Here is a 14,015-nt window from a genome sequence, read left to right as displayed (position 1 = left end):
ATAAATTCTAAAAAACAACTAAAAAATAATTAGTATATTTAAGGAGGGCTTTTTTATGTATGCAAATTTGTCTAAAGAAATTTGTATTGAAGATACAGAAGACTTAAGAGTAAAAGAGAAGTCAACTCTATCAAAGGAAGGATATAAGGACTATGAGGTTTTTGTATTTACTGTTAAAAATTCTCCAAGTATATTACAAAATAGATTAGAATCACAGGTAGGAGATGTAGTACTCTATTGTTATAAATGGGATAACAATCCTGAACAGATTGTAAGAGTTTATGTAAAAAAGGATTCTTCAAAAAATCTAAATACAAAAGAATGTTGGAAGTTATTAAGAGAGGATATGAAAGAATTAGGAATGGAAATTAAAAAATTAGTAATGCATAAATCTTAAGTATAAAACTGATTGTAATAAAATAAGATATTTTCCTAAAATAGGTATAGTTTTACATGGCCAATATATAAAAATACACTTCATAAACTAAGTCATTTCCCTAATGAGAGCTCTAGATCTAGCTTTATTAAAAATTTTCTAACCGGTGGAGAACTAATCTTGGACTTCTCCACCGGCTTATCACATACTGTGATAAATTAGAAGGATTGTTTAATTGGATAAAATTAAGAATTACCCAAACTTATTCCTATGAGTTTATTCATAGGTTTACCAGTGTACCTTTATATTTTCTATATTTAAATTACATCTATTTAATCTATAGATGTTTTCTTTATACTAATGAGTAAATCCATAAATACCTTGGTTTTCTTCTTCGTGAAATAATATATGAGCATTATTTAAATCATTTATTGCTGTTTTAAAATCTTTTATCAATAGTTCTGCTAAATTATATCCTAGATCTGAACGACAAACTATTCTTTGTATTATTATATGGTTAAGATTTTCAGGGAGAGGGTAAGCTGGTATTTGCCAGCCTTTCATAGCTAGTCTATCTGATAAGTCATAAAGATTCCATTTTACATTAGATGATTCCTTTAGTTTATAACAAACTATAGGAAGATTACTACCATCATTATATATACTGAATAATCCCGTAGCTTCAAGCTCTTTGGAAATATACATAGCTACCTCTTTTGTGCGTTCATGAATTTTTTTATATCCTTCAAAACCAAAGCGTAGGAAATTATAATATTGTCCTATAATTTGGCTTCCAGATCTAGAAAAATTAATAGCTAAGGTTGGCATTTTGCCACCCAAATAACTTACTTCAAATATTAAATCTTTAGGAAGATATTCTTGATCTTTCCACAGAATCCAACCTATTCCTGGATAAACTAATCCATATTTATGACCGGATGCATTTATAGAAACTACATTTTTAAGACGAAAATCCCACAAAATTTCTGGATTAATAAATGGGGTGAAAAAGCCACCAGAGGCAGCATCTACATGAATATATACCTTCATATCATGCTCATTATTATATTTTTCAATGGCATCATCTAAAGCCTTAATATCATCAAATTTACCTGTATAAGTTATACCTAAAATACCTATAATTCCTATAGTATATTCATCTACATAATCAAGAATTTTATCTATATTTAAACTTAGATTATCCTCATCCATAGGAACGGTACGCATTTCAATATCCCAATATACACAGAATTTTTCCCAACATACCTGATAACCAGATGATATTACTAAGTTAGGTTTCTTCTTATTAATATCAATACCTAATTTTTCAGCTTGATCACGCCAACGGAATTTCATAGACAGGCCACCTAACATACAAGCTTCTGAAGAACCTACAGTAGAGGTACCTAAGAAGTTCATATCCTTTGGGACATTCCAAAGATCTGAAATAATATTAACACAGCGATTCTCTATTTCGGCGGTTTGTGGGTATTCAGACTTGTCAATAGCATTTTTTTGTAAGGTTTCGGCCATAAGTTTGGTAGCTTTATCTTCCATATAGGTTTGACAAAAAGTAGCTAAATTTAAGCGTGCGTTACCTTCATTCATAAGTTCATCTTTAATCATACGATAGGCTATATCAGGTGCAATAGAATTTTCATTAATTTTATACTTAGGAATTGAGTAGTTATCCTTAGTAATACCAAAAATGGGGGTAGCATAGGTATCATTACTTTGTTTGTTTTTCGAAGAGTAGAGCATAATAAAAAAACCTCCTTAAAGTTAAATATATAAAATTAATTTGTTAAAAATTTCAAAAAAAACAAATTGTTAGTAATATTATAATAGTAAAGAAAGAATGATGCAAAGCCATTTATGCTTCAAATCTCCGCAAATATGAAAGTATTCCTTCATATATTAGAATAAAGTCATTGTTTTTATTAAGTTAAGTAGGTTTATTATTTCTTATGTTCAATTATAATATGTACACTAGATAAAATGGTTATTAAATTTTTTTAAAAATAAGTATATAAGATTTAGTCATTTTATATAAAAAAGTTTATTTAAAAGATAAAACAAAAAATAAGCAATGTATAAATTTGAACAGATAAAATTTTTATATTTATAGTGGTATAATTAGGTATGTACTTTAAATATAACAATAATTTATCAATACAATAATGATGAATTATCAACATAGTTACCAAAGTGTTATATTCAAAAAATAGTATAAAAAGAAGAGAGGTGAGTTTTAGTGAGGGTTTGATAATTATTGTACATTTTCTCACTAAATATAATCCATGAGCAATTGTGTATTTTGTAATTATAATCCTACAGAAATAATAGCAGAAAATAGAGTTGCGTTTGCTATATTAGACAAATTTCCAGTAAATGAAGGACATACATTAATAATTCCTAAAAGACATTTTCAAAGTTTTTTTGAAGCTACAGAGGAAGAAGTAAAAGGAATTTATTCTCTTATGCACGAAGTTAAGGAAATGCTAGATATTCAGTATGAACCAGCAGGATACAATGTAGGGGTAAATATAGGATATGATGCTGGACAAACTATAATGCATCTTCATATTCATTTTATTCCAAGATATAAAGGTGATGTAGTAAATCCTAGAGGAGGAATAAGAAAGTTAAAAACTCCTCTAATAGAATATGATGGTTAAAAATTATGTAATATTAAAGAGGAGGTGATTAATACGTTTTTAACAAATAGATTTGTAATAGAATTAGACGAGAGATATTATAATCAAAAGGATTTAATAAAGGCAACCTGTGAGTATTTAAACAATCAGGGGAAAAAGTGTCAAATAGTTAATTATTATACATTACTTATTGATGGTAAAAAATATTTAGTTACAGAAAGAAATTTAAATATTGCTGTAATACCAGTTCAACAGGTAATGTTAAAGGAAATGAAAGATTAATATAATTGAGTACAGTATATTTAAAAGAGGAAGTATTCTATAATATCAAAGGCTGTGAAAAGATGATAATAATTAGGCAATAGATTTAATTTTAACACCGTAAACATAAAAAATACATGTAATAACTAATTTATTTGGCTAAGTAGCTCTAAATTTGGCTCCATTAAAAATTTTCTACCTCATGGAGACACTATCATTGATTTCACCACCGGCTTTTCATGTCCGTGAGGAATTATAAAAATTTTTAATTCCCAAAGAATTAAGAACCACTAAAGCTTATTTATATGTTTATTACTTGTATTTTTTATATTTGCTATATGAAAATTAAATCTATTTTATTTTAAGATATTCTAAATGTTTATTAATTATTCATAGGTTACACTGGTCATAAATAATCCTTGACTTGGGGCAGTAGAGCCTGCTTTTCTTCTATCTTCTGCTTCTAGTATGGTTTTTACGTCCATAGGGCTTAGATTGTGTAATCCTATTTCTATAAGGGTACCTGTTAATATTCTTATCATTTTATGTAGGAATCCACTACCTAAATATACTATATCTACATAGCCATCCTTTTTTATAATATCTATGCTATAAAGAGTTCTTACAGTGGATTTCTTTTTTGATCTTGCTGCAGTAAAAGATGCAAAATCATGTCTTCCTACTAAATAAGTACAAGCTTCTTTCATAGCCTCTATATCTAGAGTTTCTGGTACATGATAAGAGTATTTCCTAGAGAATACATCATGAAGTTTTTTATTACAAATCTTATAGGTGTATTTTTTCTTTTTAACATTTAATCTAGAGTGAAATCTCTCATCTACATGAAAGGCGTCATAAACTACAATATCTTTAGGTAAGTATTCATAGCAATAGTTTAATATTTCATTTGTAGAACCTTGAAAATTTGTATGAAAATTAGCTACCTGCATATTTGCATGTACGCCTGCATCTGTTCTACCAGAACCTATTAGGTTTACATCTTCTCCTGTCATAAGAGAAAGTACATTTTCAATTTTCCCTTGAATAGTATTGTCATTTTCTTTTTGCTTTTGCCAACCGTTATATTTAGAACCATCGTATTGTATGTATAATTTTATATTAGTCATATTTAGTACTTCCTTTACAAATATATTTAGATAATTAGTTTTATTTAGATATTACTTTTTAATCTTTTCTAAATTTGTTTTAAATCAGGCTTTTTTGGATCTATAAATATGGTTTTGTTTGTGTAGTATATAACCATACCTGGTTTTGCTCCATTGGGCTTGTGAACATTTTTAACTTCTGTGTAGTCTACAGGAACCTTTGTAGAGTCTTTAGATTTACTATAAAAGGCTGCTAAGGTGGCAGCTTCTTCTAAAGTTTTTTCTGGAATATTTCCTTGGAAATTTTTAACTATTACATGGGAGCCAGGTATATTTTTTGTATGCATCCAAATGTCATGATTGCTAGCAAATTTTAATGTTAGGTAATCATTTTGTATATTGTTTTTTCCTACATAAATATCTATGCCATCTGAGGAAATAAAGTGTAGGGGCTTTGTATTTTTTATCTTTTTATTATTTTTCTTTTTAAATTTAATATAGCCTGTTTCAATAAGTTCTCTTTTTATCTCATCTATATCATCATAACTATCTGCATTTTTTATACTAGTTAAAACGGAATTTAGATATTTTAACTCATCACAAGTAAGTTCTATTTGTTCTTTAGCTGCAACTTCAGTCTTTTTTAGCTTATTGTATTTTTTAAAGTATTTTTGTATATTATCAGAAGGATTTTTGTTAGGGTCTAGCTTTATATCCATGTATTCATTAGTGTAATAATTTAAAAGATTTACTTTATCCATGCCTTTTTTAAGAGCATATATGTTAGCAGTTAAAATTTCTCCACATATTTGGAATTTTTCTTTTTCACCGCAGTCTTTTAAATTCCCTTCTAATATTTTAATCTTCTTTTCGCATCTTTCAATGTTTAAATTCATTAATTTATTAAGATCAGAGCTTTTAGAATTTAATCTATCTGCCTTATCTTTTTGAAAGTAAAAGGATTCTATAAGAAGAGAAGGGCTTTCATAGTGTATATTTTTAAAGTTATTCAAACTATGAAGATCTACACAATAAAAATCTTTTACAGTATCCGTATCTAAATAACAGTTAAAAGAGAAATTTTTATTTTCTAGGTCATCAAATATACTTTTTGTAGCAACATATATTTCATCCATGTTTTCTAAAGTAATTTCTAGATTATTTTCTTTTTCTAATCTATAAAAAATTTCCTTGGAAAAAGGTCTTGCGATTCCCGTAAAAATATTAGAAAACATAGCTTTATTAAGCTTTACATTATTGTTTTCTATATAATTTTTAAAATTCTCTAGTGAAAAATTAAAAGGGCTTAGTTTTAAAGAGGCTGGTGGATATACATATTCTATAGAGGGATAAAGATTTCTTACACTATTTATTTCAGGGGTAACATGTTTTATGCTATCCATTATTAGATTATCCCTTTCTCTTACTAGAGTTATATTACTATGCCTTCCCATAATCTCTATAATTAATGTATATATGCTATTAAACCCCATTTCGTCAGCACTTTCAAAATCTATTAATGCTATTCTATCAGTATCCAATTGTCTTATATTTATTATTTTAGAAGAATTTAAATATTTTCTAAGAACCATACAAAACATAGGAGGCTGCATAGGATTTTTCTTAGGAATATCCGTAAAATGTATTTTAGGGTATACAGCACTAGAACTAATTAAAAGTTTGTAAGTTTTTCTATTATTTTTTATGGATAAAACTATTTCATCCTTTTCCGGCTGAGTTACTTTATCTACTCTACCATCTAATATTTTGGTTTTCATTTCATTTATTATACTAAATAAAAAAATCCCATCTAAAGCCATAAATATTCCTCCTTAAAATGGTATAATATAATGTATATAGCAATATATGCTAATATTAAAGGCTATTAAACTTATATTAGTATACCATTTTAATTTTTTAAAATAAAGTTTATATTTTGTATATTGATATTAAAACACTGTCGTAGTAAACTTATTTTTAGGAAATTAAACTAAAATAAAATTATATTTTATGTAAGATTAAAAGCTATTAATAAAAATAATTATAAGTGATAATGTAAAGGATGTGACAAGTATGGAGTTTACTAAAATGACTGGAAACGGTAATGATTTTATAGTTTTAGATGACAGAAAGGGAGAGCTTATAGGAAAAGAAAAGGAATTAGCACAAAAATTATGTAATAGACATTTTAGTATAGGGGCAGATGGTATTTTATTTGTAAGGGAAAGTAATACAAATGCTCAAATACAAATGGTAATAATAAATGCAGATGGTTCTTATGCTTCTATGTGTGGAAATGGTATAAGATGCTTTGCAAAATATGTATGGGAAAAAGCTATAGTAAAAGAAAATCCTATGATAATAGAAACAGGAGATGGATTAAAGGAAGCTTTTTTAGATATTGAAGAGGATAAAGTAAAATATATTACGATTAATATGGGAGAGCCTATATTTAAAGGAGAAAAGATATCTAATGAAAAGGAAAAAATAATAAATAAAAGTATTAGAGAAAATAATAAGGAATATTCCATAACAGCCTTTCATATGGGAGTACCTCATACTATAATATTTGGCAACTTAGATGAATATGATATAGGAGAAGGTAAAAATATAGAAACATTACCTCTATTTAAGGAGGGAACTAATGTAAACTTCTGTGAGGTAGTGGATAAAAATAAAATAAAGGTAAAAACCTGGGAAAGGGGTGCAGGACAAACTTTAGCTTGTGGTACTGGAAGTTGTGCATCAGCTATAGCAGCTAATTTATTAGGTTATACAGGAAAGTCTACAGAGGTAATATTGCCTGGTGGGAAACTTTTCATAGAAATTAAAGAAAAGGGTGTTTTTATGAAAGGCCCTGCGGAGATTTGTTTTAGAGGGGAAATAGATGTATAAATGTTTAAGAAAGGCTTTAAAAATATAGGATATTTTATAATAGTTTTTTTAGTTATTGGTTTAGTTGGGTGTAAAAGTCACAGAATATCAGAAGGTGAAAAGGCAGATATCCCTAAATTCACAGAAGTAATAGCATTAAAAAGAGAAAAAGACTCTTCAGATATATATAATATTGAAAATGGGGATATAGACAAAACTATGGAAACCAAAGATGTGGTAGATGTAAAGTATAATAATAAAAATAAGACTTATGTTTTTACAAATTTTATAGAAAAGGGTAATGAGCTTAACAAAAACAAAATAACTATAATAAAGAATGGGAAGCAAACAATTTTAGATAACTTTTATTCAGCATCAGATGTAGATATTTCAAAGGAAGGTAATAAAATAGCCTATAGATCCTTTAAAAAAGATTCTCTGCAAAGTGCAGAAGGCATGAAAATATATGATTTGGAAAATAGAAAAGAAATAAAAATAAAAAGTGATGTATTGGTATCAGGAAATCTTTTTAAATGGTTAAATGAAGATGAAATATTATATTATGGAATAAATTCTGAAAAAGAAAATAAAGCTAAAATATATAAATATAATGTTAAAGAAAATAAAGAAGAGGTATATGTAGATAATATAGAGGGTATTTGTACTTATTTTATGCCTAATGGGGATGATGTGCTTTTACTAAGTAGACAGGGAGATAAAATTAACCTTTCTTACTATAATAAAAAAGATAATAGTTTCAAAAAAATAAGTGAAGAAGTAAGCCTAATATATAAAGGAACAAAATCTGCAAAAAACATGTATTTTCTAGGGAAAAATGATTTAGAAAACAAAGATTATTTATATAAAATTGATGGAAATACATTGAATTTAACCAAGCTTACTTATGACTTTCCACCTAAAATAGATATAAATGGTGGTATTGTTTCAGATAAAAATGGTAATATATATTTTTCTGGTTATGAGGATTTAAAAGAACAGCCTTTAAATGAAATATATGTTTATAAAGAAAAAGATGATGCAGTAGAAATAATGTCTGATGAAGAAAATTCTTATTATATAATGGGAGAAAAGTAATCTAAAAAAACAAATTAAATATAAGCTATAGACAATTAAAGTTTAAGAAATGGAGATCTTTAATTATCTATAGCTTTTTATTTTTTTACAGTCAGAATTAAGAACTACTAAGGCTTATTCATATGGTTTATTACGTATATATTTTTATCTTTGCTATATTAAAATTAAATCTATTTTTAAATTTGAAGTGAAGTTTTAGTTAGAAATAATATATAAAGTAGTACTAAATTAATATTTCGAAGGGAAGTGTTTACTTTTTATATATGTGTCTATAATATAGATAAATTTTGAAAAATTAGTATAGGAGAGAATTAAATATGAGCTTTTCTATGAATCATCTAGATTTAGATGAAATTATTCCAAACTCTAAAGAACTAAGAGTTAAAAAACAGTGTCAGAATATAGACTTTAGTACTTTAAGGGTAGAGTCATCTTTACTAAAATTATTACCAGACCATATTTGTAGAAAACATAATATATTACCACTAAAAATAATTGATGAACAATTATATATAGCATCTTCAAGTTATTTAAAAGAAGAGGTTTTGTATAAAATATCCTTTATTACAGGTAAAAATATAAAAATAGTACTTTGTAATAGAGAAGATATTCTAGGAGCTATAAAGAGATTCTATACAAATTATGAAGAAAAATATAATGCCCAAGGAATAAAGGAAGAAAAAGTTATACCTTATGAAGAAAATAAAGAAAAAAAGTTAGAAGGACCTATAATAAAGTTAACAGATTCTATAATAGAAGAGGCTGTTTGGCGAAAGGCTAGTGACATACATATAGAACCCTTCAAAGATTTTGCCTTAATAAGATTTAGAATAGATGGTATTCTAATAGAATTCAAAAAAATATCCAAAAAAATTTACATGTCTATTTGCACTCGTATAAAAATAATGAGCTATATGAATATAGCAGAAAAAAATATCCCCCAGGATGGTAAAATACAAAATAATTATAGGGAGAATAATGACTTTAGAGTATCCACATTGCCCACAGTATATGGTGAAAAATTAGTTATAAGAATACTATATAAAAATGAAAAAATATCAGATTTAAATTCCTTAGGATTTTTAAAAGAAGATAGAAAAAATATAGAAAAAATGCTTAAAAAACCTAATGGATTAATTTTGGTTACTGGACCTACAGGCAGTGGTAAATCTACAACTTTATATTCTATGCTTCAATATATAAACAACAAAGAAAAAAATATAATAACTATTGAAGAGCCGGTAGAATATACTATAGCTGGTATAAATCAAGTTAATGTAGATTATAAAAGGGATTTAACTTTTTTAAAAGGCTTAAAGTCAATATTAAGACAAGACCCGGATATAATAATGGTAGGAGAAATTAGAGATGAAGAAACAGCTAAAGTAGCGGTAAGGGCTTCTATAACAGGACATTTGGTTCTATCTACGTTGCATACTAATGGAGCTTTAGAATCCATAGTAAGACTTTTAGATATGAATATAGAGGCATATATTTTAAGTGATGCTTTAAGGGGGATTATTTCACAAAGGTTGGTAAGAAAAATATGCCCTCATTGCAAAGAATCTTACAGACCCTCAAAAGAAGAAAAAGAATTTATAAATATAAAAGAAGATTTTCTACTATATAGAGGTAGAGGATGTCACAAGTGCAATAATACGGGTTATTTAGGTAGAAGTATTATTTATGAATATATAAACATTGACAAAGAAAAAAAGAATTTAATTAAAAATATAGTAAAAGACAATAATGAAAAAATTCTTTTAGAAAATAACTTAAAAGAAAATATTAATAAAGCATTAAAACAAGGAAGGACATCCTTTAGTGAAATCCAAAAAATAATATAAAGTTTAGCTACTAAACATCCTTATCAAAGGAACAGCTAGGCTGATTTAAGCCTCATTTTCAATACGTATTTATAAGAAAATTCTCTAAATTTAAAAAAATTTTTATTTTAGAAAGGAAGTGAATAAAAATATAGATATGGATTTATTTTATTATAAGGCTAAGGATATTAAAGGAAATGTACTAAAAGGAACCTGTAATGAAAAAGAAAAAGTTAATATTTATAAAGAATTAAGAGAAAAGGGATATTTCTTATTAAATATAACTAATAAAAATATATTTAAAATAAGAAGTGAAAAAATTACATTAAAGGACTGCTCAATTTTATGCAATAAACTTTATATGCTCATGGCTTCAGGGATAAACATAACAGATGCTATAAATATAGTTTATGAGGATTTTAATAATACTCCTGTAAAAAATAGTCTCTATACTATAAAAAATAATATATTAAGAGGAGATAGCATTTATAATAGCTTTAGAGCTTTTAGTAATATATATCCTAAATTTTTATTGAGTATGATATATATAGGAGAGGAAAGTGGAAGAATTCAATATGTTTTTTCTGATTTGAAAAATTTTTATGAAAATAAATATAAATTTAATAAAGAAATAAAAAATGCATTAATATATCCTGTAATAGTTCTAATAGCATTTATAATAATGTTATATATACTTATACATATGGTAGTTCCAAGCTTCATAGGAATATTTAATGAATTAGGAGGCAACATTCCTAAAAAGACTTTAGGTATGATTACCGCAATTAAAGTTTTTAATGTTATTCTAGGAATATTATTTATAAGTATAAGTTTTATTTTGTTAAGTAGCAAATTTTTTTATAAAAGATACAAAATAAAGTATGCAATTGATAATTTAAAAATAAAAACACCAATATTAGGTCAAATCTATAAAAACATCTTTATATGCAATTTTTCTAATAGCATGAATTTAATGATTAAGTCAGGCATTCCTATAAATAAATCTCTAAATTTATTAGAAGAAATTACGGATAATTATATATTTAAAGAGAACATAAAAAATTTAAATAAGAATATAAAAGATGGAAAGAGTATAAGCTTTTCTTTAAATAAATGTGATTTCTCTAACAAGATACTTTTATCAATGGTACGTGTAGGAGAAGAAAGCGGAAAGTTAGAAGAAAGCTTTTATAGTGTTTATAATATTTTGAAGAAGGATTTAGAAGAAAAATTAAAAGTAAGTGTAAAACTTATAGAACCTACAATAATAATTTTCATGTCTTTAATAATATGCATAATATTCCTTTATGTGTTTATTCCAATGATGAATTTAGTGGACTTAATTTAAAAATCTATTTAAATTAAACAAATAGTATAACTTATTTCTAATATTAAATGGTTATATAATTTTAAAACTATATGAAATACTTATATAAAATTGAATTATATAAATGTATTCTAAATTACAGTATTAATGATTTATAAAAAACAATCATCTTATTTATAAATTATTTCAACTATTAGTATAGGAGGATAGATGTATGAAATTAACTCTAAAAAAAATGAAAAAAAAGAAAGGGTTTACACTTATAGAACTCATGGTGGTTATTTCTATAATATTAGTGTTAGCTAGTTTCTTAGTACCAAAACTCACAGCTTATAAGGATAAGGCAAAGGACACTAAAGCTATAAATACAGGGAAGCAAATACAGGTAGCAGCTATCAATAGCTATAACGAAAACAATGAAAGCTTTAATAGTAACAATTTAAAAGAAGATATAGAAACTTTTACAGGAATTAAAGTAGATTCAGCCAGTGAATCTAAGATTGGAGAGGCAGTGGATGTTGCTTATAAAAGTGATAATGAAAATTATATTGTACAAATAGATCTTGAAGGAAATAGTTATAGCGTAAAAAAGGATAATAAAACTATATTTCCTAAATAGCATAAAGTAAAATTACAATTTAAAAATTGTTGTTAAAGGATTTTTAAATATTTTGAGTAAGTATCCCCTAAAAACAAACTTCATTTTAAACAAATAATAACCTCATAAAATTTAAAAAGGAGTGAAAGTATTGGATAAATACATACATAAGAAAGGTTTTACGTTAATAGAAATAATGTTTTTTATGAGCTTATGTATTATAGTATTTACTGTTAGTTTTACCAAAATATCTGGCTATAACAAAATAAAAAATAATATTGCAGTAGATGAAACGGGAATTTCTTTGGTGAACTTTATAAATAATTCTAGAGAAAGATGTAGAGAAGAAAAAAAGCAGGGTTATATTTATTTTGATATTAAAGAAAACAAGATGGGATTCAATATAGCCTATATATGTAAAGAAGATTTTTATTTTCCAGATGGAATTGTTTTAGAGTCAGTAAATTCGCCAGGAGGAAAAATAGCTATAGACAATAGAGGTTTTACTAGTGATGCTTGTACTTTGAAGTTTAAAGATAATGGAGGGAAAACACACAAAGTAACTATTTGTGTTGGAACAGCTCATGTGGAATTTAAAGGATAAAAAAGGATTTATAATGATAGAGATATTATGTGCTTTGTCAATATTTATAATGCTTTTATCAGGTGCTTTAGTAGCTAGCAAAAATGCTTCTAAAATAAAATGTGAGTATAGGGAAAGAGAAAAATATATAGGACTTTTACAGGGGGTAAAAAATGAAGTTATGTACAATTTTACTTATGAGGATTTAAAAGATTTGAAAGAAGAAAATAAAATATATATACATAAAGATGAAATGAACTGGGATTTTCACCAAAATAAAGATACAAAAATGCTATTTACAAACATTGTACCCCAAATGGAACCTTACTTAGAAATGAGAATTACTGAAACAGAGATCTTTAAAGTTAATTTAATATTAAATTATGAAGCAAGAAAAGAAAAAAAGAGGGTTCACTGTGAATTTTATAAAGGTAGGTACAAAAGATGATAAAGAGGAAAGGTTTTTCTATAATAGAAATTTTAATAGGATTATCAATTATGTCTATAGTGAGTCTTTATATAATTAAAATTACTGTAAGATACACAAGTAATTATAAAATTAAAAAGGAAGAAACCTTAGAGACTGTTTATATGGAAGAAGCTTTTAATCTTATAAAGTATGTTCTAGATAAAGAAGCATCATCAAAGGTTATAGAAGATGTTATAAAAGTAGAAAGAGCAGATGATAAAGGATATGACTATATAAGAAAAGATAGGGCTGGAAATATAATTATAAGTTATGGTGCTAAATATTCTCCTACTACTAATAATATCTGTAGAGGGGTAAAAGAATTTAATGTAAAAGAAAAGGGTGATGTAATACATTTAAAGATAGTAGGAAAGAAAGGGAAAGAATATATAAGATGTTTAATAAAAAAAGAATAAAAAAGGGATATATACTTTTGTATGCATTATTTATGGGCTGCTTATGTATATTTTCTAGTTTCTTCATACTTAAAATGGAAAACATAAAGTGGCAAAATAGCGGTAAGGAACTTAGAGCTTTAAGCAAAGTAAATAATGTACAAAAGGATAGAGAATATGTGTTATCTTATATAGATAAGTTTTTTTATGACAATATAGATAATATAAATTCAGATAATATGGATAAATTTATAAGAAGTTTAGATAAGAATTTTAAAGTTACTTTAAGTAATAGTTCGGCTTACTTTTATAATGGAGATTTAATAATAGATTATTACAAAAATAAACTTTTTTATAAGCAAGAAAAATACAAAATTTCTACTAAGGATTCTAATATAGCTTATAAAAGGGCGTATGTATCCTATGAAAGGAAAGTGAGTAATTAATT

Annotated in this window: 15 protein-coding genes; 12 read left to right on the top strand and 3 right to left on the bottom strand. The window is 25.9% G+C overall.

What is annotated here, in order from left to right; translation table 11 throughout:
* Positions 1 to 55: 55 nt before the first annotated feature.
* A complete protein-coding gene (locus ACYUEW_RS10605; RefSeq protein WP_003485806.1) occupies positions 56 to 397 on the top strand; it encodes a hypothetical protein in 342 nt (113 codons plus the stop codon).
* 336 nt (positions 398 to 733) lie between these two features.
* Here ACYUEW_RS10605 and ACYUEW_RS10600 read toward each other — a convergent pair whose 3' ends face one another.
* Positions 734 to 2,137 carry a glutamate decarboxylase gene (locus ACYUEW_RS10600; RefSeq protein WP_003485807.1) on the bottom strand — a complete coding sequence of 468 codons (1,404 nt, stop codon included), beginning with the start codon at positions 2,135 to 2,137 and terminating at the stop codon, positions 734 to 736.
* A 539-nt stretch (positions 2,138 to 2,676) separates the two neighbouring features.
* Here ACYUEW_RS10600 and ACYUEW_RS10595 point away from each other — a divergent pair.
* A complete protein-coding gene (locus tag ACYUEW_RS10595) occupies positions 2,677 to 3,054 on the top strand; it encodes an HIT family protein (RefSeq protein ID WP_003485808.1) in 378 nt (125 codons plus the stop codon).
* 24 nt (positions 3,055 to 3,078) lie between these two features.
* Positions 3,079 to 3,315 carry a hypothetical protein gene (locus ACYUEW_RS10590; RefSeq protein WP_265202577.1) on the top strand — a complete coding sequence of 79 codons (237 nt, stop codon included), beginning with the start codon at positions 3,079 to 3,081 and terminating at the stop codon, positions 3,313 to 3,315.
* Positions 3,316 to 3,680: 365 nt separating this feature from the next.
* Here ACYUEW_RS10590 and truA read toward each other — a convergent pair whose 3' ends face one another.
* Positions 3,681 to 4,421, bottom strand: a complete 741-nt coding sequence (truA, locus tag ACYUEW_RS10585) for a tRNA pseudouridine(38-40) synthase TruA (RefSeq protein WP_163201175.1) — start codon at positions 4,419 to 4,421, stop codon at positions 3,681 to 3,683.
* A 68-nt stretch (positions 4,422 to 4,489) separates the two neighbouring features.
* The gene (locus tag ACYUEW_RS10580; protein ID WP_163201176.1) at positions 4,490 to 6,220 is read right to left on the bottom strand and encodes an Rqc2 family fibronectin-binding protein; all 1,731 of its coding nucleotides are present in this window, start codon (positions 6,218 to 6,220) and stop codon (positions 4,490 to 4,492) included.
* Between the two features lie 253 nt (positions 6,221 to 6,473).
* Here ACYUEW_RS10580 and dapF point away from each other — a divergent pair, with 253 nt between their 5' ends.
* The 9 genes from dapF (at position 6,474) to ACYUEW_RS10535 (ending at position 14,013) form a co-directional block, all read left to right on the top strand.
* Positions 6,474 to 7,295, top strand: a complete 822-nt coding sequence (gene dapF, locus ACYUEW_RS10575; RefSeq protein ID WP_163201177.1) for a diaminopimelate epimerase — start codon at positions 6,474 to 6,476, stop codon at positions 7,293 to 7,295.
* Positions 7,296 to 8,369 carry a hypothetical protein gene (locus ACYUEW_RS10570; protein ID WP_163201178.1) on the top strand — a complete coding sequence of 358 codons (1,074 nt, stop codon included), beginning with the start codon at positions 7,296 to 7,298 and terminating at the stop codon, positions 8,367 to 8,369.
* A gap of 317 nt (positions 8,370 to 8,686) precedes the next feature.
* Positions 8,687 to 10,216, top strand: coding sequence for a GspE/PulE family protein (locus ACYUEW_RS10565; RefSeq protein ID WP_460276711.1), 1,530 nt, complete (start codon positions 8,687 to 8,689; stop codon positions 10,214 to 10,216).
* Between the two features lie 136 nt (positions 10,217 to 10,352).
* Positions 10,353 to 11,543, top strand: coding sequence for a type II secretion system F family protein (locus ACYUEW_RS10560; RefSeq protein ID WP_043032410.1), 1,191 nt, complete (start codon positions 10,353 to 10,355; stop codon positions 11,541 to 11,543).
* Positions 11,544 to 11,736: 193 nt separating this feature from the next.
* Entirely contained in the window at positions 11,737 to 12,141 is a 405-nt protein-coding gene (locus ACYUEW_RS10555) for a type II secretion system protein (RefSeq protein ID WP_003496336.1), read from the top strand.
* Between the two features lie 130 nt (positions 12,142 to 12,271).
* Positions 12,272 to 12,724, top strand: coding sequence for a hypothetical protein (locus tag ACYUEW_RS10550; protein WP_042384965.1), 453 nt, complete (start codon positions 12,272 to 12,274; stop codon positions 12,722 to 12,724).
* Positions 12,705 to 13,151, top strand: a complete 447-nt coding sequence (locus tag ACYUEW_RS10545; RefSeq protein WP_460276710.1) for a prepilin-type N-terminal cleavage/methylation domain-containing protein — start codon at positions 12,705 to 12,707, stop codon at positions 13,149 to 13,151. Before ACYUEW_RS10550 ends, ACYUEW_RS10545 begins: the two co-directional genes overlap by 20 nt.
* Positions 13,148 to 13,588: a prepilin-type N-terminal cleavage/methylation domain-containing protein gene (locus tag ACYUEW_RS10540; RefSeq protein WP_460276709.1), complete on the top strand. Its 441-nt coding sequence runs from the start codon at positions 13,148 to 13,150 to the stop codon at positions 13,586 to 13,588. Before ACYUEW_RS10545 ends, ACYUEW_RS10540 begins: the two co-directional genes overlap by 4 nt.
* Positions 13,567 to 14,013, top strand: coding sequence for a hypothetical protein (locus tag ACYUEW_RS10535; RefSeq protein WP_460276708.1), 447 nt, complete (start codon positions 13,567 to 13,569; stop codon positions 14,011 to 14,013). The genes ACYUEW_RS10540 and ACYUEW_RS10535 overlap by 22 nt, the downstream gene beginning before the upstream one ends.
* Positions 14,014 to 14,015: the final 2 nt, after the last annotated feature.

The sequence above is a fragment of the Clostridium sp. CTA-1 genome (genome assembly GCF_054768215.1).
Note: the sequence above shows the minus strand (reverse complement) of the source record. Positions and strands in the feature narration are given on the sequence as shown.

Bases quoted from the DNA above. Each gene is read 5' to 3' on its own strand.
- ACYUEW_RS10535 (WP_460276708.1), top strand. From the start codon at position 13,567: ATGTTTAATAAAAAAAGAATAAAAAAGGGATATATACTTTTGTATGCA.
- dapF (WP_163201177.1), top strand. From the start codon at position 6,474: ATGGAGTTTACTAAAATGACTGGAAACGGTAATGATTTTATAGTTTTA.
- truA (WP_163201175.1), bottom strand. From the start codon at position 4,421: ATGACTAATATAAAATTATACATACAATACGATGGTTCTAAATATAAC.
- ACYUEW_RS10595 (WP_003485808.1), top strand. From the start codon at position 2,677: ATGAGCAATTGTGTATTTTGTAATTATAATCCTACAGAAATAATAGCA.
- ACYUEW_RS10560 (WP_043032410.1), top strand. From the start codon at position 10,353: ATGGATTTATTTTATTATAAGGCTAAGGATATTAAAGGAAATGTACTA.
- ACYUEW_RS10580 (WP_163201176.1), bottom strand. From the start codon at position 6,220: ATGGCTTTAGATGGGATTTTTTTATTTAGTATAATAAATGAAATGAAA.
- ACYUEW_RS10570 (WP_163201178.1), top strand. From the start codon at position 7,296: ATGTTTAAGAAAGGCTTTAAAAATATAGGATATTTTATAATAGTTTTT.
- ACYUEW_RS10600 (WP_003485807.1), bottom strand. From the start codon at position 2,137: ATGCTCTACTCTTCGAAAAACAAACAAAGTAATGATACCTATGCTACC.
- ACYUEW_RS10605 (WP_003485806.1), top strand. From the start codon at position 56: ATGTATGCAAATTTGTCTAAAGAAATTTGTATTGAAGATACAGAAGAC.
- ACYUEW_RS10565 (WP_460276711.1), top strand. From the start codon at position 8,687: ATGAGCTTTTCTATGAATCATCTAGATTTAGATGAAATTATTCCAAAC.
- ACYUEW_RS10540 (WP_460276709.1), top strand. From the start codon at position 13,148: ATGATAAAGAGGAAAGGTTTTTCTATAATAGAAATTTTAATAGGATTA.
- ACYUEW_RS10555 (WP_003496336.1), top strand. From the start codon at position 11,737: ATGAAATTAACTCTAAAAAAAATGAAAAAAAAGAAAGGGTTTACACTT.
- ACYUEW_RS10545 (WP_460276710.1), top strand. From the start codon at position 12,705: ATGTGGAATTTAAAGGATAAAAAAGGATTTATAATGATAGAGATATTA.